Raw genomic sequence first — 24,696 nt, 5'->3', positions numbered from 1 at the left:
ACCACTCAACTCAGACCGGGGTCATCGACCCCGGTTTTTTTTGGTCTCACCGCGGCCGACGCCCGAAGATAAAACGGTCGCGCTCCGTGAGATCCTGCCGCGATTCGACGTCCACGTAACCGGCCGCGACGAGCATCTCCTTGAGCGCCGCATGTTGGGCGATGCCGGTCTCCATGGCCAACATTCCGCCCGGCGTCAGAAATCCCAGCGCCTCGTCGATGATGGTGGTCAACCCATCGAGCCCATCGGCCCGCGTGGACAACGCGACCGCCGGCTCAAAGTCCTTCACCTCCGGAGTGGTCTCCGCCACCTCGTCCGCGGTAAGATAAGGTGGATTCGCCACGATCACCTCGAAACATTCGGCGGGATCGATCGCGGCAAACCAGTCCGACTCCACCAAACGCACCCGATCCCGCAAGCCGAGTGAAGTCGCGTTTTCCGCGGCCAGCGCCAGGGCGTCCGGCGAGATGTCCACCGCGACCGCGCGGCTTTCCGGCCAAGCCGTGGCCAGCGCCAACGCCAGCGCCCCGCTACCCGTGCCCAGATCGGCAAAAAGCTGCGGCGCTTGTTCACCGCAGGCCGCCTTGACCAGCTCGACCAAATATTCGGTTTCCGGCCGCGGGATGAGCGCGCGCTTGTCGACCTTCAGTTCGACGTCCGCGAACTCCACGGTGCCGAGAATGTGCTGCAGCGGCTCGCGCTGCGAACGGCGTTTTACCAGCGGACGAATCAGCTCCAACTCCTTCTCCGGCAGCAAGCGCTCAAATTGCAGGTAGAGCTGCATGCGTTTCAGGCCGAGCGCATGCCCCACCAATAGCTCGGCGTTCAGGCGGGCATGCTCGACGCCTTTGCTCTCCAAAAACGTCGCGCTCTTCTGCAGCACTTCGAGCAAGCTGATCATGCTCAGGTTTTCCAGGTCGGCGTCGGCCCCACGTCGCCAAGGTTGGCCAACTTCAGCGTCATGTCCTCCTCCTGCAGCGCCCCCACCAGGGGCTCAAACTCGCCTTCCATGACCTGCGGTAGGCTGTGCAAAGTGAGACCAATGCGGTGGTCGGTGACGCGGCTCTGCGGAAAGTTGTAGGTGCGGATACGCTCACTGCGGTCACCCGTGCCGATCTGGCCGCGACGCTGTGCCGCATACTTCGCCCGCTCCTCTTCCTCCTTGAGCTTCAACAGACGCGCACGCAGCACGGTCATGGCGCGCGCCTTGTTCTTGATCTGCGAACGTTCGTCGGCGCACTGCACGATCAGCCCGGTCGGTTTATGAATGATCTGCACCGCCGAGTCCGTGGTGTTGACGCCCTGCCCCCCCGGACCGCTCGCCCGGCTGACGGTGATGTCGAGCTCCTGCGGATCGATGTGCACATCGACCTCCTCGGCCTCCGGCATGACGGCGACCGTGACGGTGGAGGTATGGATGCGACCATTGGCCTCGGTCACCGGCACGCGCTGCACGCGGTGCACCCCGCTCTCAAACTTCAGTTGGCGATACACCTCGTCGCCGGTGATGAGCGCGATCACTTCCTTATATCCGCCGCGTTCCGCCTCGCTGGAGGACATCGGTTGCACGTTCCAGCCCTGCGTGTCCGCAAAACGTGAATACGCGCGGAAAAGTTCGCCGGCAAAAAGCGCCGCCTCGTCGCCGCCGGCGCCGGCGCGGATTTCGAGCAAGGTGTTCCGCGAATCGGTCGGGTCCGGCGGAATCATGCCCAACAGCACCTCCCGCTCGAGTTCGGCGACCTTGGCCTCGTTCTCCGGTAGCTCCATCTCCGCGAGCTCGCGCAAGTCGGCGTCGGCCGCCGGATCACGCAAGAAGGCGCGGGCTTCCTCAATCTGCGCTTCCAGCCGCGTCACCGCGTCATAGTTCTGCACCAGCCGCGCCAGGCGTTGTTGGTCCTTGGATATCTTGGCCGCCCGCCGCGGATCGCTGAACAGGTTGGGGTCGGCCAACTGGGCGTCCAACTCGTCGAGGCGGCGACGAAACGGTGAGATGTCGGGAAGATCAGGCATGAATCAGCGGAACTGTCCATAAGGCCGAATCCCGGCCCAAAAGGAAGAACGAACCCGGAGATTTTGCGCATTGCGATGCCCGGGGGCGAAAGCATCGTCGCAGACAAAAGCCGAACCGCCCGCTGCGCGGTTACTTCCGCCAATCATCATGGCCACGACCCTTTTCACACAGAACATCATCGCCTGCATCTGGGACTTCGACAAGACGCTCATCCCGGACTACATGCAGAAGCCGCTCTTCAAGCGCTACGGCATCGACGAGGCCAAATTTTGGGCCGAGACCAATGCGCTCGGCGCCGCCTACAAGCAGCGCGGTTATCACATCTCGGGCGAGATCGCCTACCTGAACCACCTGCTCACCTATGTCTTGTCCGGCGAGATGGGCGGCCTCAACAACCGCATCCTCCGCGAGTGCGGCGCCGACATTGAGTTTTACCCGGGCATGCCCGAGTTCTTCGACCTCAGCCGCAAGTGGGTGAAGGAGAAGCCGGAATACGTGAAACACGACATCGCCCTCGAGCACTACGTCGTGAGCACGGGCCTGGCTGAAATGGTTCGCGGCAGCGCGGCCGCCGACAAGGTCGACGGCGTGTGGGCCTGCGAATTCGTCGAGAATCCCCTGCAGCCCGGTTTCCTCACCCAAGACGAAATGTCCCTGAGTGCGGAAGCCGAGATCGCCCAGATCGGCATGGTCATCGACAACACGACCAAGACCAAAGCCATTTTCGAGATCAACAAAGGCACCAACAAGAACGCGGCCATTGATGTGAACTCCAACATCAAGCCGGAGGATCGCCGCATTCCGCTGCAGAACATGATCTACATCGCCGACGGACCGAGCGACATCCCCAGTTTCTCAGTGGTCAAACGCGGTGGCGGCAAGGCCTACGCCGTCTACAACCCGGACTCCACCGGCGAGTTCGAGCAAAATGACCGCCTCCGGCAAGTGGGTCGTATCGACCACTACGGCGAGGCCGATTACCGTCCCAAGAGCGCTTCCAGCAAATGGCTGCGCCTGCAGATCCGCGGAATGTGCGACCGCATTGTCGCCGACCGCGAAGCGGCCGTGGCGCAGCGGGTTTCGCGTCCGCCCCGCCACCTCTCGGGCGACGACGACGATCGCAGAAAGGGAGGCGCGCCGAAGTCGCCTCAACAGACCGACTTTCTCGAATCGCCCGCCCCGGACGAGTCGGAGGACTGAATTTCCGAGCGCTGAACGGCGCCTATTCCTTCGTCCGTCTCTCGGTCCGGCGTCATGCCACCGGCGCTGCTTCGGCTGAAATTTCACGCGCATTCGTGCGCCGAAAACAAGAAGGGCGTCCCTGATTCGGACGCCCTTCACTACCTAACACCAAGCAAACCTAAAAAACTAAAACCTAACTGCTACGAACTAACAAAATCGTTGTTGCAGAGGTAGACGCTGGCCGGACTCAAAACGCTCAAAAATATTTCGAAGAATAGATAAAAAACGTATCTAATTCATATTCATATTTTTACAGCTTTAGCCCCGCACGCCCACACGGCGCGGGCAATTCCGGCAGCCCGGAAAAAGTAGGGGCGCCCCAGAATAAGGGCGCCCCTAGTGACCTAACACCAAGCAAACCGTAGAACCTCAACAACAGCTGATTCTCTAACGGGTGCTGTCTATCTGCACCCGGATAGACGCAGCGTTTGCGCAATTCGCTCAATTTTATGCACACGAAACTCAAAAAAGTTTCATGCCCACCCTCTGGCGGCCCCATCGAGGCCGGCAAGATGTGCGCAGCGCGGCGGTCGAAACCCCGATCCTAGGAGGCGTCGATCACTTCGATGGCCGGATCAGCCGCGGCCGCCTTCAGACCGGTCGAATGCAGCGGGTAACGGAAAACCCGGCCTTCGTAATTACGGAAGACCACTTCGTCGTCGGTGATCTTTTCCAAATAGTCCGGGTTAATCGGCACCTTCCCGCCTCCGCCGGGGGCATCGATGACGTATTGGGGAACGGCGTAGCCGGTCGTGTGCCCCCGCAGAGCACGGATGATCTCGATGCCCTTGCGCACATCCACTTTGAAGTGCGCCCCTCCGGTGATGAGGTCCATTTGGTAAATATAATACGGGCGCACGCGCATCCGGAGGAGTCGATGCACCAGTGCTTTCATCGTCTCGGCATCGTCATTCACGCCTTTCAGCAGCACGCTCTGGTTGCCGAGCGGCACCCCGGCGAAGGCGAGGCGTTCGCAAGCGTCGCGCAACTCGGCGGTCGCTTCCTTCGGGTGATTGACATGGATGCTCATCCAGATCGGACCGTAACGCTTGAACACCTCACAAAGCTTCGGAGTGATGCGCTGCGGGAGGAAAACCGGGATCCGGGAACCGATGCGGATGAACTCGACGTGGGGAATCTCGCGTAGGCGCGCGAGCAAGTGCTCGAGTTTGCGATCGGACAGCAGCAACGGATCGCCCCCCGACAGGAGCACATCACGCACCTCCGGGTGCGATTCGATGTAACGCAGGCCCTGCTCGTATTCGGGGTGGAAATTGTAGTCCTGCGCGTTGGAGACCAAGCGGCTCCGCGTGCAATAGCGGCAATACGCCGCACAACGATCGGTCACCAGGAACAGCACCCGGTCCGGGTAACGGTGCACGATCCCCGGCACCGGCGAGTGTTCGTCCTCGCCAAGCGAATCGAGCTGCTCCTCCGCCGCGACGAACATCTCTCCCTCGCGCGGAATGAGCTGTTTGCGGATCGGGCAGTTGGGATCGTTGCGGTCGATCAGGTTGAAAAAGTAGGGCGTGATCGCCATCGCCAGCTTGTGGCCGGCAAAGGCCACGCCGCGTTTTTCCTCCGGCGTGAGAGTCATGTAGCGCTCGAGATCCTCGCCCGTCGTCAAGCGGTTCTTCAGCTGCCAAGTCCAGTCCTGCCATTGCTCGGCCGGCACATTCTGCCAGAGCCCCTGCCCTTCAAACCAACTGGATCGATCCTCAATGTAAGCCATGATTAACGCGCAATTAGAGGCCTCCGCTTTTGCTGTCAAACGGCCGCCAACCTTGGCACAACCACATTAAGCGCTCCGCTTTCGTGCCGATGCTAACCGTATCGGCTTCCCCTCGCCCCAACGCCATCCGGCGATGCCTCACTCCCCGCCCGCTCCCAAGCTCACCGCTGCGGCGGTGCTGCTCGTTGTGCTCATTGCAACGGGCACGGCCTGCTATTGGGCGGCACCGCAACTCGCGCTGCAAATCACCATCGCCGGCCTGGGTTTGCTCGCTTCGTGTGCCCCGACCCGCGCGCTGCTGAACCAGAGTGCCACCACCGTGGCCAGCCCCAAGGGCGCGACCGGTGGGACCGTGGCTTCGATCCTTTGTGGCACCGATGCCGACTCCGCCCGTTTCGCCGCCATCTGGGATCAGTCGCCGCTCGCGCTCGTGTTGCTCGATCCGCACGACCCGGAGGGCGTCGTCCGGATATTGGACTGCAACCAAACCACCTGCGAAATGCATGGCCGGCCCCGCGCCGAAATCGTTGGCCAGTCCATCGACATCCTTGAAGCCACCCCGTGGGAAAAGCACTGGCGGAAAGGTTGGCTCAAATCGCTGCGCGAAAACCGCCGGCTCGAAGGCGAAGGCACGCATCGGCGCAAGGACGGCAGCACCTTCCCCACCGATTACTTCACCTGCCTCATCACCATCCAAGGCCGCGAATACGTCATCGGCATGGACCACGACGCCACCACCCGCAAAACGGTGGAGAACGAGCTGCGCGAGGCGAAGGAGGTCGCCGAAGCGGCCGACCGCGCCAAAAGCGAATTCCTGGCCGTGATGAGCCACGAAATCCGCACGCCGATGAACGGCATCATCGGCTTCACCAGCCTGCTCCTCGACACCCGCATCACCAGCGAACAGCGCGACTGGTTGTCGACCATCCGCTCCTCCGGTGAATCCCTCCTTACCCTCATCAATGACATTCTCGACTTTTCCAAGATCGAGTCGGGCCGCATGGAACTCGATCGCCGCCCGGCTCGCATCGACCGCTGCGTCGAGGAATGCGTCGGTCTGATGTGGAGCCGGGCGAGCGAAAAGAACATCGAGTTGGTGAGCTGGGTCGACCCCGCCATTCCCCACTGGGTGCTCACCGACATCACCCGCGTGCGCCAAGTGGTGCTCAACCTGGTGGGCAACGCCGTTAAATTCACCAGCCGCGGCGAAATCGAAGTTCGCGCCGAACCCATCGCCGAAGGCCCCGCGTCCCACCTCGCCATCACGGTGCGCGACACCGGCATCGGCATCCCTGCCGACCGCCTGCACCGCCTGTTCCGTCCCTTCAGCCAAGGCGACTCCTCGACCACGCGTGAATTCGGCGGCACCGGTCTCGGACTCGCCATCTCCCGCCGCCTCGCTGAGTTACTCGACGGCACGGTCGAGTTGCTGGAAACCGGCCCCACCGGCTCGACCTTCCGCTTCACGCTCGACGCGCCCGCCTGCGAGGCACCGGCCGGCACCGAAGAGACCTTTGTCCTCGATGAGGCCACCATCGATCTCCGCGACAAACGCGCCCTCATCGTCGACGACAACCTCACCAACTGCCGTATTCTCGACCGACTGCTCACTCGCTGGCAGATGCAACCCACCGTCTGCCACCGCGGCCCGGAGGCCCTGCAAGCCGTGGCCGCCGCGGCGGCGCCCTACGATGTCATTCTGGCCGATATGATGATGCCCGGCATGAACGGCATCGAACTCGCCAACCTCCTGCGCGACGAGCTCGACTGCCGGGCCCCCGTATTGCTCTTGTCCTCGGTCGGTCACGACGAGCTGCGCGAGCTCGGCGACACCTCTTGTTTTCACGCCATTCTGCACAAACCGCTCCGCCAATCCGGTCTGTTCGACGCCCTCATCGACGCCCTGGCCCAACCCGTCGCCCCAGCCAGCCCCGGCAATGCCCCACCGAAACGCGACCTGCGCCTGTTCGCCGCGGAGCACCCGCTCGACATCGTCGTAGCCGAGGACAACAAGGTGAACCGCAAGCTCGTCCAACAGATCCTCGAGCGCCACGGCTACACCCCGCGCCTGGCCACCAACGGCCGCGAGTGCCTCGACCTCCTGCGCCAGTCGCCCTGCGACCTCGTGCTCATGGATTGCCAGATGCCGGTGCTCGACGGCTACGAGGCGACCCGCCGGATCCGCCAGGGCGCGGCCGGCGAGGCCGCCCGCTACGTGCCGATCATCGCCCTGACCGCCGCCGCCATGGCGGGCGACCGGGAGCGCTGTCTCGAAGCCGGGATGAACGACTATTTGGCCAAACCGATTCGCTCCGACGACGTGGTCACCTTGCTGCGTTCGATCGACCGTCGCGCCAGCAGAACTTGAGGGTGGATCACAAAAACCCCTTGGCAGCCGGCTGAGCACGGGTTTTCGTCCGCCTTTAATGTCTTCTTCCAAGCCCGCGGTTCTCGCCCTCGAAGATGGTTCGGTCTATCACGGCCTCGCCTTTGGCGCCGACGCCACCGTCGCCGGCGAATGCGTGTTCAACACGTCCATGACCGGCTACCAGGAGATCATCACCGATCCGTCCTACTTCGGACAGATCGTCACGATGACCGCCGTCCAGATCGGCAACTATGGCATCAGCCCGGAAGATGCCGAGGCCAACACCCCCATGTGTTCGGGCTTCGTGGTGCGCGAGCTCTCCCCCATCGCCTCCAATTGGCGCTCGACCATCGCCCTGAGTGATTACCTCGCCCAGCACGGCATTCCCGGCATCAGCGAGGTCGATACCCGCGCCATCACCAAAAAGCTCCGCGTCGACGGTGCGATGAAGTGCTGCATTTCGACTCTGCCGCTTTCCGACGAGGAAGCCGTGGCCAAGGCTCGCGCCTGGCGGGACATGGCCGGCAGCGACTACGTCAAGGACGTCACCTGCAAGGAGCCCTACATCTGGGGCGCCGACGAGCCCGAGCGCCACAACGCCCCCTACCTGCCCAACGGCACGTCCTTTGGCGCCCATCCGACCCGCGAAAAACGCTACCGGGTCGCGGCCTTCGACTTCGGCGCCAAGCACACCATCTTCCGCAAGCTCATCCGCCACGGCTTCGACGTGCAGGTTTTCCCGTCAACCGCCTCGCCCGAGATGATCCGCGAGCACGCCCCGGATGGCCTCTTCCTTTCCAACGGTCCCGGCGATCCCGCCGCGCTCGACTACGTGCACCGCACCGTCAACGCCCTGCTGCCCGAGCTGCCGACCTTTGGCATCTGCCTCGGCCACCAGATGCTCACCCACGCGCTCGGCGGCAAGACCTTCAAACTCAAGTTCGGTCACCGCGGCGGCAACCAGCCGGTCAAAAACCTCGAAACCGGCCGCGTCTCCATCACCGCGCAAAACCACGGCTTCGCCACCGATCCCGACAGCCTTGAGGCCGGCGGAGCGATGGTCACCGAGATCAACCTCAACGACAACACGGTCGAGGGCCTGCGCCACAAGGAGCTGCCCATTTTCTCGGTGCAATACCACCCCGAGGCCGCCCCCGGCCCGAACGACGCCGACCCGCTCTTCGTCGATTTCTACAATCTGATTGAGAAGCGCAAAGCGGGTAAGATCTGAGCGCAGACTCGTTTCACTTTGACCGAACCGGGCCGGCTTCACGCCGGCCTTTTTTTGCTGTCGATTGCCCTTGGACTAGGGCGTGGGCTCCGGCAGATCCGCCGGATCCTGAATCACGATGCCGACCAACTTCAGGTCGATCCCCTGATGACGAATCACCGCGCGGGCGTTGGCGTTCTCGTTGGTCCGCGAGGCCGTCGCCACGGCGCCGTAAGAAACCGGGATCATGGTCTCATGCGGGGTGAGCACAAAATCACCGAAGGCGTTCTCGCCGTTGGCATCCACTTGATGCCCCGGCCCGACGTAGAGGGAGATCTCGTTCATCGGGAAGGTGCGCAGCTTGTAGCTCTGGTAGCGCGTCGACTCCGCCTGCAACGCGACGAAGGACGGATCATCCGGCGCGACGCCTTCGATCGCGGCCCGATTCATTTCGCGCTGCAGCGAAGAAGCGCCGGCGGCGCGCAGAATCCGCTGCGCGTCTTCGCCGACCGTCGGGTCATCCGCCATTTCCAATAAGGTCGTGAGCAGCTCTTCATCCGAAACTTCGTCCGGATAGGGATAACTGTCCCAAATGCTGTCCCACGGCAGTTCGCTCAGGGGTTTCACCGCCTGCTCCTTCGGTTGAATAAAAGCGCGGCGGGAGAAACTGGTGTAGGCGCTGAAGACGCCGTTGTTCAGTTGCGCTTCAATCGGAATGCAGAGGGCCAGCACCTTGATGCCGACCGCTTCGGAGGCACCGAGACCGCCAAAGGTGCGTGCCGAATAGGAGCTCTTGATGCGATCCTTCAGCAGGTTGAAGGGCTGTTGCAGCAAGTCGCAGTGATTGAAGATCAACGGCTGCGAGATGGAGTTGCTGGTGGAGGTGAAGCGCTTGAGGCCGGTCTCGGCACTCTCGTCCTTCTGCAGGTAGGCCAGACCGGTATCCAACGCATTCGGACCGCCGAAGCCCTTCAAGGGCGTGTCGATGCCGTTGAGCGTTCCAGTCAAAGCCATCGCCACCGGTCCTTTCTTGCCGGGCGCGACATCGAGGATCTCGTTTTCGCCCAAGCCCACCGCGAGGTTGAGCCCCGCTGTGGCCACTTGTTTTAAGCTCACCCCGCCGCCGCAGGCCGCCAGGTAACCACCCGAGGTCATGGTCGAGAGCACCGCGTTGGCGATGATGTCGACCGAGAGGTCCACCACCGCATCGGCGATGATCTTGGTCGCTTCCTCGTCGCCGTCACTTTGCGTCGTAACCAACAGGTCCACGCCGCGCCGGGAGAAGTCTTGTTTCTCGGTCAGGTTTAGCCCGGCCTTGATCTTCCACGTGTCGAGGTGTGCCGGCGTGAAGTCCGCCGGGTCGACACCGATGCCAAAGTGTGCGCTCACCCGCACGGCCGTTTCAACCGGCGCTTTTTTGTCGCTGTCGCTGCCATAGGTCATCACCGGGCGCGGCTGTCGCGTCCCGAGAAACACGTCCTCGCGCACCGGTGCGGTGCCGGCGGCGGCACCCAGGTTACCCAGGCGCACCAGCGAAACGTCCTCCATGTCGTCCTCGATCGTTTCAACCGTCGGATCGAGAATCTGGTCCGGCCGACCTTTGATCAGGTAACCCGCGTGCAGGCCCGGCAACTGCGCCCCGGGCAAACTCGATTCCACCGTAAAGGTCGGTGCCCGGTCGGAGCGTAGATCCACAAAACCTCCCGAGGTGCCACCCAAGCGGGGCAACAGGTGCTGGGCGGTGATGGCGCCCGTTTCCGCGGTCAGATCCGCGACCACGCCAAGACTGAGGATTTCGGCCGAGTTGGGGTCGTAGTCGAAGCGGCTGCTGGCGACCACCGAGCCGCCATAAAACACGGCGGTGGATACGGGGGACGTCACCGCCGCATAAAAAACATCCCGCACGCGCGGTTCGGGTGCCGCTCCGTAAAAGGCGTCGTAGAGCACGCCGTCGAGAGCGACGCCAAAGGGATAGCGCGTCGTGCCAGTGGGTGTCCCCGGCGGGTCAAACGGCGTAAAGGCGCGCACCCGACCATCGTGCCCGAGGGCGGTGAGCTCGGCCGGCCCCGTGCGCTCGGCCTGGAAATATTGATCGAGCATGCCGCCGTAATATTGGGTGGGCAATTGGCCGTAGAGGTAGTTGGCGAACGGACTGGGATCGGGGTCATCCGGCGCAGGCTCCTCGCGGAAGTGCGCGCTGTCGGTGGCCTCGTGATCGACCCACACCGTGACCGGCTGCGTGACCTTCGGATTGGCCGCGACATCGGCCGTGTTGACCGGCAGATCAAACTGCGAGTAGCGCCGGTAGGTTTCGTTCAGCTCGGCCTTGAGCTCATCAAATCCGATCACCGGTTCTTCCTCCGCCGGGATGAACGTCGACGCAAAGTTGTAGGCAGTGAAGTGCAGGAAATCGACGAAGTTGTCCCCCGACTTCAGCACCAGGGTCTCCGCGCCCGCGCTGGAACTCACGAAATCAGGCAACGCATCCGGCGCGCCGATCTCGCCGAGCTGCAGGCTGTCGCTCAGCGTGCGCCGGTCGGTCGTGTTGCCGTAGACGAGCAGCTCGGAGAAAAGCCCCGGCGTCACCTGCGTGCTCAAGCGCCGCACCTGCGCCACGCCGGTGCGGGGATCAAGCTGACGCGAGAATCCCACGATCGGGCTCGCCGCCAATTGGCCGCGAAACACCGCCGCTCCCGCGCCCACATCGGCAACGGTGAAAAGGCCGTCGGCATTGGTGTCCTCGTCCGGATCGGCGACGCCGTCGCGATTTACATCCCAGCTCGCGTGCACCGATGGCAGCAGCTCGGCGGTGAGCGTGGGAATAGAAATGCCCTTTTGTTGAAACCCAAAACCCACCGCGCCGACCGGCGCATCGAGTCCGTAGCGCGCGTTGAGCGCGAGATCGACCTCGTCGTTGGGATTAGTCGGATCCAGTTCGGCCCCAAACAACTCAAACTCGCCCGGCCACACCGAACCGTCGCCGAGCGCGAGTTCGACTTCGCGGATGCCGAAATCGCCTGACGAGGCGGTGGCCCAGAAGGTCTCGTCGACGTCGAGCACGAGATGCAGGTCGCCGTCGATGATTTCGTGCGAGGCGATGCTCAGCCCACTGCCGAGGTCCGGTGCCGTGAAGCCCGCGGCCAGCGCCTGCGGAAAGCCTTCGGTGCCTTTCACCACCACGCGCAGCTGGGCGGCTTCCGCCGGCAGGTCTCCGGCGGCCACGGCGTCACGCACCCGTTGCGAGGGGATCGGCAGTCGCCGCGGCGAGAACACCACGCCGTGACCCGAAATGCGCAGGAGAAAATTGTAGAGGCCCGACCAGTTCGGGTCCTGGTATTTGGCGCCGTCAGTGAGTGGTGGATACGTGTTGTAGGGCGGCTCTTCGATCAGGTTGTAGGTGCCGGTGTTCGAATTGTAGGCATAGATCGTTTGGAAGAGCTGCTCTCCGGCAAAGGGCTCGTAATACTCACGCGAAGTCTGCGTGAGATTGAAGCGAACCAGCAGGTCATACTGCTCCTGCGTCGCGGTGTAGTCGGCTTCGTTGACGTGGAGGGTGAACTCCTGCTGCCCGGCCGCGTTGACGTAGAACTCGTCGACGCCGCCACCCTCGGTTGCGACGGTCGGATAAACAATGTTCACCGAGGGCCCGGTCTGGCGAACCGGCCGCGCGTAAACGCGGGTCGTCGACACCGTTTCGCCTGCCGAATTGCCTCCCTGCACCTCCTGTCGATACGTGTAACCAACCGAGGTGGCATTGCCCGCCCCGTCGTAAAACTGGAGCACGACCGGGATATCTTCCCCCGGAATCCAAACCGCGCGGCGCGGCGACACCACTTCGACCCCGCCGACGAGCATGGATGCCGGGATGTCAACGCCATGCGTGCCCCACGGATTGTCGCCCAGCGTCGGCCAAGGATCGAAGGCGCCCATGTCCGGCGTCGTGATCACCAACTCCGTTGAGGCCAGTTCCGGACGCCCGGCCAAGCCCAACCGCACCCGATAGGTGCCGGGATCATCGAAGTATTCCTTGAAGTCGTAAAGGTTGGGCACCTCCACCACCGGCACCTCAATTGTCGTGTTGTCGGGTTTCTGAATCACCCATTGCTCGGGAAACAGATCCGCCCAACTCGTGCCGTTGAACTGCATGCTCCGCAGGCCCGGTTGGTCGGCCTTGAGTCGCAGGGGCAGCCAGTGCCCGGCCGCGACCTGATTGTCCGGCGGAACCGGCTTGCTGTAGATGGAGAACATTTCCAACTCCGGCTGCACCACATTGAGGGTGAAGGTCTGCGCCGGGATGTTGGGATCATTCGGCACGCTCACGCGGAAGGTCATTTCCCCCACCCGTGTGGGCGAAATGCTAAAGCGGGCCCGGCCGGTGTTGGGATGCGGTATCGCGCCAAATACGAAGGGATCCGGGTTGGGCACCTCCGCCACGTGGCCGGTGAAGGAGGTCACCTTGTCCAACAGCACGTCGCGCGAGGCGGTGCCGTTGGTCGGCGGCAATTCGCCGTCCCGCAGGTAGCGATCGTAGGCGATCCAAAATTCATCGCCGCCCACCACCTCGACCTTCACATCCATCCGGCCGATGAACTCACTGGCACCGTTTTCAAAATCGTCCTCGAAGGGATTGGTCAGGTGCACATCGAAATCGATCCACTCACTGATGTAGACCTCATCGGTGCCACCGGTCTGGGAGCCCGCCACCGTGACCGCCATGTCGAGCTGGGCATACCGCACCGTGAGCGTCATGAAGTTGTTCCACTCGCCGTCGTCGTAGGTGACCGTCACCACGCCCTGGCCCGGCGTGTCGCCAATCTCGAGCACGCCGGTCTTTTCCTCGATGCGACCGGCGATGCCGGTGTTCTGCACGATTGCGCCAAACTGGTTGTAGTCCGCGATGTCACCAGTCGCTGAATACGTGATCGCCTCGATGTCGGCGCCGCTGATGTTCTGCGGATCGGGTCCATTGAACTGGTAAAAGGGCACCCGGGTGATACGCAGCCGCGGATCGAGCGCGATGGTCACGTTGGGCTGCGTGACCTCGAGCACACTGAACAGGCGATCGGTCGAAACGTTGCCCAGCGTGCGCGTCTTGATATCCCAGAAGTAAACCGGCTCGCGCGCCTTCACCGTGGCCGACCCCAGAACCTGGTAGGTGTTGTCCGTCGCGGTGACGACCGCCAGCCCCGGTTCCTCCCACACCGTGAGCAGACCGGTGTTGTCGACCGTAACCGTGGGTTCGTAGTCGCTGGCCCAATTGAAGTCGCTTGGCGCCGGCGTGGTCACCGTGCCGTCCGAAAAAAGGCGCTTCGCCACAAACTGCGTGGGCGGCTCGCTGTCGTATTCGGTTTCGTCGAAGCGCACGACTTCACCTGGCGTCACTTCGACATCCACCAGAGTGATTTCCGTCGTGCGCAACGGCGCTTGGTCCGGTCCCAACGAATAGCCCACCTCGATCGTGACCGGCAGCGCGGGCGGCAACACCGGCGGCGCGTCATACACCCCGCCGAGGGAAATGCGGCCCAGCTCCGGCTCGCCGCCAATGAGACCGTTGATCTTCCAGATCGCGTTGCGCAGCGGGACGAAGCCGATGTCCACCAGCTCGATGCCCGCTTGGAACGTGATCGACCGACCAACCCCGATCGTGGTTGCACCCGGCACGATCACCAAGTCGCCCGGGATGTCGACGACCTCCACCTCGGTGTCCGCAAAGCGCGAGGCGTCGTCCAAATCCGACGCCCGGATCGTCACCGGACCATCCGTGCCCAACGGCGGCGCTGTGTAAATCGCCACCAGTGGATCGGTCGGACTCGTGCGAATCGTGCCCACGGTCGCGTCGCCCCCCACGGTGCCATTCACGCTCCACTGCCAATTGGAACCAGTCGCCTGCAAGCGCAGCATCACGGTGTCTCCGGCCAAAATCACCCGCCCTTCCTCATACAGGCTGATCACCTCGTCGGCCCCCAGGATACGGGCGCGGTAGAAACGCCGCAGATCCCCGACACCCTCGATGCTGTCCGTTACCGCATGCGTCCCGCCTTCCAGGGTCCCGCGATCAAACTCCGCCCAGTCGATGAGGTTGTCCGAGACCTCGATCACCACCGGCTCTCCATCCGGTCCAGTTACCCGCACCCGCAGCTCGGCGGCGGTTACGGATTCAAAATCAATACTCAGATCCTGGGCGGAAGCCGAAAGGAGCAGGAAACTCCAGCCGGCAAGCGCTAGGCATCGCGGCAAAAAGGCAGAACGAAACACACGCAAAAGGGACAGGGGCGGATTTTAAGGGAACGACGCCAAGGCGCTTATCGCAGTTTGCTTTCACTTGCGACCCTTAGTTTTCCGCCCTCCGGCTTCATCAGCAGAAGTAATGTCGCGACGACGCAAAACGCCCCGTCGCGTCTACAACCCGGCTTCGTTCAGTCGCCCAAAGCGTCTTCAAACCGCTGCGCGTCGGCCGGGGTGTCGACGCCCAGGCCGGGATCGTCGGTCAGGCCCACCGCGATGTCGTAGCCGTTCTCCAGCACGCGCAGCTGTTCCAGCTTCTCGATCTGCTCAAGTTCACCCAGCGGCAAGGTGGCGAACTGGGCCAACAGTTCGGCCTTGTAGGCATAAAGTCCCAGATGCTTGCGGCAGGGATTCGCCTCCACCCAGTCGTCTTCAATCGTCAGCCCGAGGTCTCGCGGGAATGGCATGCGCGAGCGGGAGAAATACAGCGCCCGGCCATCTTTGCGCATGACGACCTTCACCTGGTTGGCGTTGTAAAAATCGACCACCCGCTTGAACGGCGTTGCCAGCGTGGCCATCGCGACCGGCCCCTGCACGAGCTGCGCCAGCGTGCGGATCTGCTCGCCGGTGACCAACGGCTCGTCGGCCTGCACGTTGACCACAAACTGGGCTCCCACCGTGCGATTGGCCTCCGCCAGCCGATCAGTGCCGCTCTGGTGATCAGCGCGGGTCATGATCGCCTTGAATCCGGCAGCTTCGAGCGGTGCCGCCAGCAAGGGATCATCGACCGCAAACCAGAGCGGAAACTCCGGCGCTTCACTGGCGATGCGACGCGCGACCCACAGGACGAGCGGCACCCCTCGCACCTCGTGCAGCAACTTGCGCGGAAAGCGGGTGGATTCGAGACGGCAGGGAACGATGATCGCGGTATCTGGCATGCAAAAGGCTAGCAGCTTGGGTAGCAGGTTTTTGAGTTGCAAGCCGCCCGACCGCTCCGGAGCCTGTCGCGCTCATGTCTGAAACGTCCGATCCCGCATCCTCCTCTGCCCAAGCTTCCCGTGAGCTCGTGGTGCAGAACAAGATGGGCATTCACGCCCGTCCGGCGGCCATGATTGTGCGCGTCACCAACAAGTTCAAAGCCGACGTGCTGGTGGAAAAGGATGACGAGCAAGTAAACGGCAAGAGCATCATGGGGCTCATGATGCTGGCCGCCGGCAAGGGCTCCAAGGTGCGCTTCAGCGTCACCGGCGAAGACGGTGCCGCCATGCTCGACGAACTCGAGGGCCTTTTCGCCCGCAAGTTCGACGAAGCCTGAGGCGTTCTGGATCGCTGTAGCCGGGGTCGCTGACCCCGGTTTTTTTGCGCCCTACGCCAGTCCGTAAAACCGCCGCGCGTTGGCTGTCGTCACTTCGGCCAGCCGCGCATAGCTCACCCCGAACAACTCGGCGGCGAAGTCGGCCGTGTGGCGCACGTAGGCCGGCTCGTTGGGTTTGCCCCGATGCGGGACCGGCGTGAGATACGGCGCGTCGGTTTCGAGCATGAGGTGCTCCAGGCCCTGCACGTGCGCCGCCTCTCGCACGGCCTCGGCGTTCTTGTAAGTCAGAATGCCGGTGAAGGAACCCAGCCCGCCGCGCTCGCGCAGCACCGTCATCTCCGCCGGGCCTTCGGCGAAGCAGTGAAACACGACGCGCGCCCAATCAAGGCCACTCGCATCGATCAGTTCCACGCACTCGGTGAACGCGCCGCGCGAATGCACCACGACCGGCGCACCGACTTCGCGGGCCAAACTCAACTGCGCCGCGAACGCCGCCTTTTGCCAGGCCATCAATTGCTCCGCCCGCTCCGGTTCTTTCTTTGGCAGATGAAACCGGTCCAGACCGCACTCGCCCAAGGCCGCCGGCCGTGGTCCGACGCCGTCGCGCCAAAACGCCGGTAACTGCGCCAGCTCCTGCTCCCAAGTCTCGTCGACCGAGCAGGGATGCAGCCCTGCGGTGTAATGCACCACGCCCGGATGCGCCGCCGCTGTGTCGCGGTAGAGCGACCAATCATCGCTCGCGGTGCCGACCGTGACCAGGGCATCCACGTCTGCCGCCCGCGCGCCGGCCAACGTTGCCGCCAGCGCGCCGCGGCGAATGAAACTGTCGAGGTGGGTGTGGGAATCGATCAGGCCCATGCTCGTTCAAACGTGATAGAGGCCGGCGTATCGCTCTTCCAAATACGCCAGCAGGGGCTGCGGCGACAGCGGCTTGCCCGTCACCCGCTGCACCAGCTCCAGCGCCGGATAACGCTTGCCATGGGCGTGCACGTTTTCGCGCAGCCACCTCAGCAGCGTGCTGAAATCGCCCTGTGCGAACTCGGTTTCCAAGCCGGGTTTGGCCGCCCGCACGGTGTCCCACAACTGCGCCGCGATCATGTTGCCCAGACAATAACTCGGGAAGTAACCGAACGCGCCGCCGCTCCAGTGCACGTCCTGCAACACGCCGTCGGTGTCGTTGCCCGGACGTTGCCCCAGCAGGGCCTCACATCGCTCGTTCCACGCGGCCGGGAGATCCGCCACCGCAAGCTCGCCGGAGAACAGGCGCTGCTCCAACTCGAAGCGCAGGATGATGTGCAGGTTGTAATAAATCTCGTCGGATTCGACGCGAATGAGGGTCGGGCTGACCGCATTGATCGCGAGGTGCAGGTCGGCCGAGGAGAAGCCTTCCAACTGCGCGCCAAAGCGCTCGCGGAAGGCGGGTTCAAAGTAGGTCCAGAACGCCGCCCCGCGTCCGACTTGGTTCTCCCACATCCGGCTCTGCGATTCGTGCATGCCCATGCCGGCGTGCTGACCAAGCGCCGTCGCGTGATGCGCCAACGGCAGGCCCTGTTCATACATCCCGTGACCCGTTTCGTGGATCGCGCCGAAGAGCGAACTGAGCGGCAGATCTTCCAAGTAACGGGTGGTCATGCGCACATCGGCGCCGTTGCCCGAGCAAAACGGATGCGGCGAAACGTCGATGCGACCGCGCTGATAGTCGAAACCAAGCCGCTCAGTCACCTTCCGCAGGAAGGCCTGCTGATCAGCCACGGGAAAGCCCCGCAACCGCTCCGGTTGTGCCTTCACCGGCGAGTCCGCAATGCGTCGCACCAGCGGCACGAGCCCCTCGCTCAGTTCCGCGAAGAGCTTCCCGATCGTCGCTGCGTCGAATCCCGGATCGTGCAGATCGATCGCGTAGTCGTAGGCACGGTCGCCCCACCCTTGGTAGGACGCTTCGCGCTTCGCCAGCTCAAGGTGCTTCTCCAGATAGGGCGCGTAGCTGGCGAAGTCGTTGGCGGGTTTGCAACGCGTCCAGGCATGGTAGGCCGCACTGGAGTGCCGCGCCTTTTCCGTCACGAACTCGGCCGGCAGGCGCGTCACGCGATCGAAGTCGCGCCGAGCCTCGCGGACCACGACACGTTGCGCCTCGTCGAGCGTGGCGGCGCCTTCTGTCGACTCCAGAATCGCGAGGGCCTCGCCGATCTTCGGGTCGCCGTTGGCCTCGTGCAGCAGCCCCGCCATGACCGCCATTTGTTCGCCGCGTTGGTCGGCGCTGTTGGCCGGCAGGTTGACCTGTTCGTCCCAGCCCAGCAGGGCGTCGATGGAGCTCAGGTGGTGGGCTCGCTGCAGTTGAGCGAGCAGTTGGTCGTAGGCGGCGGAAGGAGTCATAAAAAAAGGTGTCAGGTCGAGCCCGACACCTTCGTAACACCTCCGCCGTTCTGCAATCAGAAGAACAATTCGTCGTAGGTCTCGACCGCGTTGATGGTGATGTCACCACCGTCGGCGCGCAGCGCGAGCAGCGGACCACCGCCATTGACGATGCCTTCGAGGCGGCGCTTGCCGTGGTCGCCGGTCGGCTGGACCGCGATCTTCGACTGCACCTTGCCCCAGGTCGCCTTGGCATCGACGCGGAGCGCGGCCTGCGGGTCGACCGCGACGTTCACGTCGCCGGCCGAAGCCTTGAGCGAAATCTTTTCCGGCAGCGTGCGGCCAAAGCTCGCCGCCACATCGCCACGCACCGCCTCGGCGTCGAGGTCACCTTGGGCGCTCATCACCGCGATGCTGCCGTTCTTGGCCTGCAGTTCGGCGCGACCGAGGATGGTGCCGATGTTCACGTCACCCACGCCGGTCTTGGCCTTCAGGTCGCCGGTGGCGCGGGCCACCGTGATGTTGCCGCGGAGGGCATCGACCGAGACGGAACCGTCGATGCGACCGACGAACACGTTGCCGTCCCGAGTGCGGACGCGCATCGAGCCCTTGAGGTCATTGGCGACCTCGACGGAGCCGAGTTGCGTGGAGAGGTCGAGGCTGCACTCGGCCGGCACTCGGAGGGTGAGTTGCAGGTCGCGCTCCGGCTCGCGGCCGAGCGTGAACTCCACGCCCGAGGAGGCTCCCTTGAGCTTGATGGCCAGACCCGCGCCGAAGGGGTGGGCCTGGACTTCAATGGAATCCACCCATTCCTGCGCCTCTTCCGCATTCGAAGACGCCTGCATGAGCAGGGTCACTTCGCCCTGTTGGGTGGTGCGTTCCACGATGATGGCACCGCGAGCAGTCTCAAGCTTGAGGAGCGGTAGATCGCCGACCGGCCAGACGAACGACTGCACGCGTTCAGCGGCAGCACCGAGGCTGGCGAAGGAGAGCGAGGCGAACAGGGTAACGAGCAGCGAAGCTTTCATAATCAACTAAGGTAATCACCCTAGTCCCTAATTCAAGTCCCCTGCCCTTGGTATTGTTTCGCCACTCCCGCTAAGCACTTTCCCCACCCCTCGGTTGAGCGGTCAGCGGTTGGGAATATCTTTATCGCCACGGTCTCTTCCCAACATGCGCCTTACTGCTTCCCTGCTCGCTCTTTCTCTTTCGCTGGCTCTTTCCGGCTGCAACGCCGAATCCGATCAACCGATTGCCCTTCAAAATGCCGCAGCGGACTTCGAACCGCTGAAACTGAGCGAAGCCGAGTGGCGCGAGCGTCTGAGCCCCGCGCAATTCTACGTGCTGCGCGAGGCTGGCACCGAGCGGCCTTTCACGAGTCCGCTGCTGAAGGAGAAGCGCGCCGGCACCTTTGTGTGCGCAGGATGCGACCTGCCGCTCTTCGACGCCGCCACCAAGTTCGAGTCCGGCACCGGTTGGCCCAGTTTTTGGGACCGCGTCGACGAAACTCACGTCCTCAACCAACGTGATCTGAGTTACGGCATGATCCGCACGGAAAACGTCTGCGGGCGCTGCGGCGGGCACCTCGGCCATGTGTTTGAAGACGGCCCGCGCCCGACCGGCCTGCGCTACTGCATCAACGGCGACGCGCTGAAGTTCGTGCCGGCCGAGTGAAACGGGCGCAAGCGCCTAGCCTACATTCCGCGGTCGTCATCTCAATGTAGGCCGCCCGCTCGCGGGCGCGCCGTCAGCCGCGCCGCTCAACCCACCAGCGCGGCCGCCCAAACGTCCTCTTTGAAACCGACCAGCCCGACCGAGTCCGTCAGCAGAAACGGGCGTTTCACCAGGTTGCCGTTCCCGTTGAGCAAGTCGATCGCCTCCGCCGTGGGCATCGTCGCGAGCTTCGGCCCAAGCTGCAGTTCGCGGTAGTCACCACCGGACGTGTTGAAGAGCTTCTTCAACTCGCCGTTCTGCAACGCCAGCATTCGCTTCAACTCGGCCTTCGTCGGCGGCGTCTCGCGGATCGCTTTTTCGGCAAACGCGATGCCGTTGGCCTCCAGCCATTTCACGGCTTTGCGGCAGGTGGAACACTTGGCGTAGGTGTAGACGACGGGCTTTTTCACGGCACCCAAGTGATATCCTGCACCACGAACTGCCAACTCCCTTTGTAGGTGCCCAGTTCGCCGTAGAACTTTACCTTGCGGTGCCGCTGATGCTGAGCCTTGAGCTCATCCGAGATCGCCCGATTCGGGGCATAGACATCATACACTTCGCCTCGCACGCGAACCTTCACGTAGCGATCGACCATCGACTGGGCCTCGACCAGAAAAAGCTTTCCGCTCCACGTGCCGTCGCGCAGGTCGATGTCATCCGGCAAAGCGCTCAGGTCGGTCGCCGCATTGAGATCCACCGCGGCATAGTTGACCTTGTAGACCTCGGCCGGGGGTTCCTCATCGGACGGCTGCTCCAAGGGCATGCCCAGGTCCGCCCGATTCGCGTCCACCGTGCGAAAGTGGGCGTAGATCGGCAAATGGTCCGAGTAGCCTGAGCCACGCGGTCCGCCACTGTCCCAACGCAGCGGCGCGAGCGCGACATCGCTGTTCACGCCTGGCAGGCGCGCGACGCGGAAGGAGTTGTCCTGATATTGCACGCCGTCCCAATTGTAGAGTCCTCGCGACACGATGAGGCTCATGAGCGTGCCCCACTCGCCGCGATAGACATCGCTGCCTCGCTGTGGGGCGGGCAACTCATACCACAGGTTGTAGAGCGTGGCTTTGCCCCCCTGCAAAGCGACCTCGCTGCCACCCGCGCCCAACACGTCATTGATGCCCGTGCGCGGCATTTCCGGATAGACCGCCTTCTGGTTGTAGTGCGCGTTGAAATCACCGCCGATCACGATGTCCGCGTTCGGATCATCCTGGAGCAAAGCGTCCACCCTCTGCCGCAGCACCGTCGCGTTCTGCACGCGAATCGGCTCCAGATCGGTCGAGCCCGCACCGGACTTCCAGTGGTTGTTAAACACGTGCAGTGGGTGCCCATCGATCTCGAACACGGTCTCCAAAATATTGCGGGCCGAATCGATCGCGTAGCGGTGCACCTCGCGGGCGGGGAACTTCGAGAGCGTGACGCACTTGATCGCACGGCGACTTTCCGCGTCCTTCGGTGACGGCTCATCACCGCCGAGATAAAGGTGATAACCGGTCATGCCCGCCTCCTCGATCGCCTTCAGCAACCACGCCTCGGCCGGTGCGTCCCGCCACGCCGCCGGTAACTCCGCGGCCTCCGCCAACCCGGCCAAGGTCACGCCCGACTGGCTGGCCACAAACGCCGCCGCATCGACGCCATCGGCGTTGGGTGTCTGATCGATTTCGATCTCCTGAAAGAGCACGATGTCGGGCCCCTCGCCGCTGCGAAAGCGCTGCAGGATCGACGCGATGTTGCGCACCTTCGTGACCACGTGCGCCGGCGTCCAGATGTTCGGCTGGTAGTCATCGTAGACCGCCACGCCGTCGGCGTCGTGAAGGTTCTCCACATTGTAGGCCACAATCGTAAACGACTGGGCGGCGCCAAGTGTCACCGCGGAAACGGCGAGCACCACCAAAGAGCGAGCGAGACGAGTCAGCATGCGCTCAACAAGCACGGGCGGCGCCGGCTCGCGAGCGGATTCCCAAGGTTTACCTGATTGCAATAATCTGTCTCGTTGCTGGCGCGTCACCCCACCACCCCATGCTTCGATTCCGCCTGCTCTCTGCCCTGCTGTTGGCCTGCGTCCCCACCGTCGCCTCCGCGCAGATCACGTTCGCCTTCAACTACAACGACACCAACACCGGCTTCAACGACCCGACCTCGGGCGCCTCCCGTCGCACCGCGCTCGAAACCGCCGCCCAAATGCTGTCGGACCAACTCACGGTCACCACGCCCGTCGTGCTGACCTTCGACGTGTCCTCCAACTCCGCCAACGATGACACCCTCGCCTCCGCCGGCAGTGACAGCGTGGGCGAAGACGTTGGTTTCTCCCACACCGTCGTGGGGCAAAAAATCATCGACGGCACCGACGCCAATGGCTCCGCCGCCGACGGCGAGGTCGTCTGGAACTTTTTTCACAACTGGGACCTCGACAATTCCGTCGCTCCTGATGCCTACGACTTCATCAGCACCGCGATGCACGAGTTGCTGCACGCCATCGGTTTCGTGAGCGCCATCGATTCGGCCGGCAACGGCATCTTCGAAGTCAACGTCGGCGACCCCAACGGTTGGTATGCCTTCGACCAGTTTCTCGTGACCGCCACCGGCACGCCCTTCATCGACTCTCAATTCCGTTTCAACACTGCCAACGTCAGCGTGCTCGACGACGATCCGGGCCTCTACTTCAACGGCAGCTACGCCGTCGCCGCCAATGGCGGCAATCCCGTGCCCATCTTCTCACCCAATCCTTGGCAGGACGGCTCCAGCGGCAGCCACACCGATGACAACACCTACACCGATGGCTCCGCGCTGCTCATGAACGCCGCCACCGACGTCGGCGCCGGAGTCCGCACCCTCAGCGCAATCGAGTTGGCGATGTTGCGTGACCTCGGGCTCATTTCACCGACAAGCGATCCTGATCCCACGCCCGATCCAGACCCGACGCCCGATCCCACACCGGGTTCATTTGCCTATTTGTCCAACATCTCGGTTCGCACGCATGCCGGGACCGGCACCGAAACGCTCACCGCCGGCTTTGCGATCGCGGGCGGCACGAAGCCGCTGCTCGTTCGCGGCGTCGGACCGGCCTTGATTCCCTACGACGTGCCCGGCGTGTTGCCCGACCCCCGCGTGGGCATCTTCGTCGGCTCCGCAGAACAAGTCTCCAATGACGACTGGCCCGACTCGATCGCCGACACCGCCGCGCGGGTCGGTGCGTTCCCCTTCGGCGACTCGCGCCTCGACGCTGCCCTCGCCGTCGACCTCGCGCCCGGATCCTACAGCGTGCAAGTGACCGACGCCACCGGCGCCACCGGACTGGCGATCGCCGAAATCTATGACACTGACTACCCCACCTCGGCCAACGGCCCCCGCCTGACCAACATCTCGGCCCGCGCCCAGGTCGGCACCGGCGCGAACGTGCTCGTGGCCGGTTTTGTGATCGCCGGCTCCGGCGAGAAAACCCTGCTCATTCGCGGCATCGGCGCGGCCTTGGCAGAATACGATGTGCCCGGCGCCTTGCTGGATCCGCAGATCGAACTGTTCCGTTCACAAAACGGCGTCTCCACTTCCATTGGCACCAATGACGATTGGAACGCCTCCGCCGTGACCGCCACCGCCGACCGCGTGGGCGCCTTTGCCATCACCGCCGGCAGCGCCGATGCGGCGATGATCGTCACCTTGCAGCCCGGTTCCTATTCCGTGCAGCTTTCCGGCGTGGCCAACACCACTGGGATCGGTTTGATCGAGGTGTATGACGCCGACTGACGCCGACGCCGCCCGCTCCCTACTCCAAGTTTCCGGTCTCACGCTACAACGTGGCCGCAAGACTCTGCTCAAGGACGTCGCCTGGACGGTGCGCCCCGGAGAGCACTGGGTCATCATGGGCCCCAACGGTTGCGGGAAAACCTCGCTCCTGCGCGCGCTCACCGGGTTTCTCACTCCCACCGCCGGCGACATCGCGTTGTTGGGCGCCGTCTACGGCGAAACCGATTGGCGCGAAATTCGCCGCGATATCGGTCTCGTGTCCGCCTCGCTGCAGCCCCACATCCCCGGCGCCGAACCTGCGATCGAAACCGTCATCAGCGGTCGCTACGATCAACTCGATTTCTGGGGCAAGGCCACCCCAGCCGACGTGCGCGCCGCCCGCACCCTGCTCCGCCAACTCGGTGCCCGGGAAATCATCGACCGCGAGTGGGCCTACCTCTCGCAAGGCGAACGCCAGCGCGTGCTCATCGCCCGCGCCCTCGCCGCGCGGCCCAAGTTGCTCATCCTCGACGAACCCTGCGCCGGACTCGATCCGGTGGCGCGCGCCTCGTTTCTGCAAAGCATCGCCGGCTTCATGCGCGAAGCCGCCGCGCCGTCGATCGTGCTGGTCACCCACCACGTGGAGGAAATCACACCGGGTTTCACCCACGCGCTGCTCCTCTCGCGCGGACGCCGCATCGCCGCCGGCCCGCTGCACGAGACCCTTAACTCCGCCAACCTGAGCGCGGCCTTCGGTTCCCCCGTGAAGGTCCGCCGCCGCGGCGACGATTGGCGACTTTCCCTGGCCTGAATC

General features: G+C 63.6%; 17 protein-coding genes. 7 read left to right on the top strand and 10 right to left on the bottom strand.

From position 1 onward, the window contains the following. Positions 1 to 46 precede the first annotated feature (46 nt). A complete protein-coding gene (gene prmC / locus AC0MRV_RS14205; protein ID WP_472765149.1) occupies positions 47 to 901 on the bottom strand; it encodes a peptide chain release factor N(5)-glutamine methyltransferase in 855 nt (284 codons plus the stop codon). A gap of 2 nt (positions 902 to 903) precedes the next feature. Continuing rightward, positions 904 to 2,010 carry a peptide chain release factor 1 gene (gene prfA, locus AC0MRV_RS14200; protein WP_472765148.1) on the bottom strand — a complete coding sequence of 369 codons (1,107 nt, stop codon included), beginning with the start codon at positions 2,008 to 2,010 and terminating at the stop codon, positions 904 to 906. 148 nt (positions 2,011 to 2,158) lie between these two features. Between prfA and AC0MRV_RS14195 the strand changes: the two genes are divergently transcribed. Beyond that, entirely contained in the window at positions 2,159 to 3,211 is a 1,053-nt protein-coding gene (locus AC0MRV_RS14195) for an HAD family hydrolase (RefSeq protein ID WP_472765147.1), read from the top strand. A gap of 586 nt (positions 3,212 to 3,797) precedes the next feature. On the opposite strand, the gene AC0MRV_RS14190 is transcribed toward AC0MRV_RS14195, so the two are convergent. Next, complete coding sequence (locus AC0MRV_RS14190; protein WP_472765146.1) at positions 3,798 to 4,985, bottom strand: KamA family radical SAM protein; 1,188 nt, start codon at positions 4,983 to 4,985, stop codon at positions 3,798 to 3,800. A 133-nt stretch (positions 4,986 to 5,118) separates the two neighbouring features. On the opposite strand from AC0MRV_RS14190, the gene AC0MRV_RS14185 reads away from it, so the two are divergent. Beyond that, a complete protein-coding gene (locus AC0MRV_RS14185; protein WP_472765145.1) occupies positions 5,119 to 7,353 on the top strand; it encodes a response regulator in 2,235 nt (744 codons plus the stop codon). 58 nt (positions 7,354 to 7,411) lie between these two features. After that, a complete protein-coding gene (carA, locus tag AC0MRV_RS14180; RefSeq protein ID WP_472765144.1) occupies positions 7,412 to 8,584 on the top strand; it encodes a glutamine-hydrolyzing carbamoyl-phosphate synthase small subunit in 1,173 nt (390 codons plus the stop codon). Between the two features lie 75 nt (positions 8,585 to 8,659). Here the strand turns inward: carA and AC0MRV_RS14175 are convergent, their stop codons facing one another. Together AC0MRV_RS14175 and kdsB are read right to left on the bottom strand one after the other, a co-directional pair. Beyond that, positions 8,660 to 14,818, bottom strand: a complete 6,159-nt coding sequence (locus AC0MRV_RS14175) for a hypothetical protein (RefSeq protein ID WP_472765143.1) — start codon at positions 14,816 to 14,818, stop codon at positions 8,660 to 8,662. Positions 14,819 to 14,979: 161 nt separating this feature from the next. Then, the gene (gene kdsB, locus AC0MRV_RS14170; RefSeq protein ID WP_472765142.1) at positions 14,980 to 15,726 is read right to left on the bottom strand and encodes a 3-deoxy-manno-octulosonate cytidylyltransferase; all 747 of its coding nucleotides are present in this window, start codon (positions 15,724 to 15,726) and stop codon (positions 14,980 to 14,982) included. Between the two features lie 74 nt (positions 15,727 to 15,800). On the opposite strand from kdsB, the gene AC0MRV_RS14165 reads away from it, so the two are divergent. After that, on the top strand, positions 15,801 to 16,103 hold the full coding sequence (locus AC0MRV_RS14165; protein ID WP_472765141.1) for an HPr family phosphocarrier protein: 303 nt from the start codon (positions 15,801 to 15,803) through the stop codon (positions 16,101 to 16,103). Between the two features lie 51 nt (positions 16,104 to 16,154). Here AC0MRV_RS14165 and AC0MRV_RS14160 read toward each other — a convergent pair whose 3' ends face one another. From AC0MRV_RS14160 to AC0MRV_RS14150, 3 genes are read right to left on the bottom strand one after another with little or no spacing between them, the layout of a single operon-like run. Beyond that, a complete protein-coding gene (locus tag AC0MRV_RS14160) occupies positions 16,155 to 16,961 on the bottom strand; it encodes a TatD family hydrolase (RefSeq protein ID WP_472765140.1) in 807 nt (268 codons plus the stop codon). A gap of 6 nt (positions 16,962 to 16,967) precedes the next feature. Then, positions 16,968 to 18,473 (bottom strand): hypothetical protein, encoded by a 1,506-nt coding sequence (locus AC0MRV_RS14155; protein WP_472765139.1) that lies wholly within the window; start codon positions 18,471 to 18,473, stop codon positions 16,968 to 16,970. A gap of 56 nt (positions 18,474 to 18,529) precedes the next feature. After that, positions 18,530 to 19,480 (bottom strand): DUF4097 family beta strand repeat-containing protein, encoded by a 951-nt coding sequence (locus tag AC0MRV_RS14150; RefSeq protein WP_472765138.1) that lies wholly within the window; start codon positions 19,478 to 19,480, stop codon positions 18,530 to 18,532. Between the two features lie 145 nt (positions 19,481 to 19,625). Here AC0MRV_RS14150 and msrB point away from each other — a divergent pair, with 145 nt between their 5' ends. Then, positions 19,626 to 20,126 (top strand): peptide-methionine (R)-S-oxide reductase MsrB, encoded by a 501-nt coding sequence (gene msrB, locus AC0MRV_RS14145; protein ID WP_472765137.1) that lies wholly within the window; start codon positions 19,626 to 19,628, stop codon positions 20,124 to 20,126. Positions 20,127 to 20,212: 86 nt separating this feature from the next. On the opposite strand, the gene AC0MRV_RS14140 is transcribed toward msrB, so the two are convergent. Next, positions 20,213 to 20,575, bottom strand: coding sequence for an arsenate reductase family protein (locus AC0MRV_RS14140; RefSeq protein ID WP_472765136.1), 363 nt, complete (start codon positions 20,573 to 20,575; stop codon positions 20,213 to 20,215). Further along, positions 20,572 to 22,077 (bottom strand): endonuclease/exonuclease/phosphatase family protein, encoded by a 1,506-nt coding sequence (locus tag AC0MRV_RS14135; protein ID WP_472765135.1) that lies wholly within the window; start codon positions 22,075 to 22,077, stop codon positions 20,572 to 20,574. Before AC0MRV_RS14135 ends, AC0MRV_RS14140 begins: the two co-directional genes overlap by 4 nt. Before the next feature lie 101 nt (positions 22,078 to 22,178). On the opposite strand from AC0MRV_RS14135, the gene AC0MRV_RS14130 reads away from it, so the two are divergent. Next, a complete protein-coding gene (locus tag AC0MRV_RS14130; RefSeq protein WP_472765134.1) occupies positions 22,179 to 23,903 on the top strand; it encodes a hypothetical protein in 1,725 nt (574 codons plus the stop codon). Beyond that, positions 23,890 to 24,693: an ABC transporter ATP-binding protein gene (locus AC0MRV_RS14125; RefSeq protein ID WP_472765133.1), complete on the top strand. Its 804-nt coding sequence runs from the start codon at positions 23,890 to 23,892 to the stop codon at positions 24,691 to 24,693. The genes AC0MRV_RS14130 and AC0MRV_RS14125 overlap by 14 nt, the downstream gene beginning before the upstream one ends. Positions 24,694 to 24,696: the final 3 nt, after the last annotated feature.

This window comes from Actomonas spartinae (assembly GCF_051209155.1).
Taxonomy (GTDB): domain Bacteria; phylum Verrucomicrobiota; class Verrucomicrobiia; order Opitutales; family Opitutaceae; genus Actomonas.
Note: the sequence above shows the minus strand (reverse complement) of the source record. Positions and strands in the feature narration are given on the sequence as shown.

Excerpts from the sequence above, each read along its gene's own strand:
- prmC (WP_472765149.1), bottom strand. The coding sequence starts at position 901 with ATGATCAGCTTGCTCGAAGTGCTGCAGAAGAGCGCGACGTTTTTGGAG.
- prfA (WP_472765148.1), bottom strand. The coding sequence starts at position 2,010 with ATGCCTGATCTTCCCGACATCTCACCGTTTCGTCGCCGCCTCGACGAG.
- AC0MRV_RS14195 (WP_472765147.1), top strand. The coding sequence starts at position 2,159 with ATGGCCACGACCCTTTTCACACAGAACATCATCGCCTGCATCTGGGAC.
- AC0MRV_RS14190 (WP_472765146.1), bottom strand. The coding sequence starts at position 4,985 with ATGGCTTACATTGAGGATCGATCCAGTTGGTTTGAAGGGCAGGGGCTC.
- AC0MRV_RS14185 (WP_472765145.1), top strand. The coding sequence starts at position 5,119 with ATGCCTCACTCCCCGCCCGCTCCCAAGCTCACCGCTGCGGCGGTGCTG.
- carA (WP_472765144.1), top strand. The coding sequence starts at position 7,412 with ATGTCTTCTTCCAAGCCCGCGGTTCTCGCCCTCGAAGATGGTTCGGTC.
- kdsB (WP_472765142.1), bottom strand. The coding sequence starts at position 15,726 with ATGCCAGATACCGCGATCATCGTTCCCTGCCGTCTCGAATCCACCCGC.
- AC0MRV_RS14165 (WP_472765141.1), top strand. The coding sequence starts at position 15,801 with ATGTCTGAAACGTCCGATCCCGCATCCTCCTCTGCCCAAGCTTCCCGT.
- AC0MRV_RS14160 (WP_472765140.1), bottom strand. The coding sequence starts at position 16,961 with ATGGGCCTGATCGATTCCCACACCCACCTCGACAGTTTCATTCGCCGC.
- AC0MRV_RS14155 (WP_472765139.1), bottom strand. The coding sequence starts at position 18,473 with ATGACTCCTTCCGCCGCCTACGACCAACTGCTCGCTCAACTGCAGCGA.
- AC0MRV_RS14150 (WP_472765138.1), bottom strand. The coding sequence starts at position 19,480 with ATGAAAGCTTCGCTGCTCGTTACCCTGTTCGCCTCGCTCTCCTTCGCC.
- msrB (WP_472765137.1), top strand. The coding sequence starts at position 19,626 with ATGCGCCTTACTGCTTCCCTGCTCGCTCTTTCTCTTTCGCTGGCTCTT.
- AC0MRV_RS14135 (WP_472765135.1), bottom strand. The coding sequence starts at position 22,077 with ATGCTGACTCGTCTCGCTCGCTCTTTGGTGGTGCTCGCCGTTTCCGCG.
- AC0MRV_RS14130 (WP_472765134.1), top strand. The coding sequence starts at position 22,179 with ATGCTTCGATTCCGCCTGCTCTCTGCCCTGCTGTTGGCCTGCGTCCCC.
- AC0MRV_RS14125 (WP_472765133.1), top strand. The coding sequence starts at position 23,890 with ATGACGCCGACTGACGCCGACGCCGCCCGCTCCCTACTCCAAGTTTCC.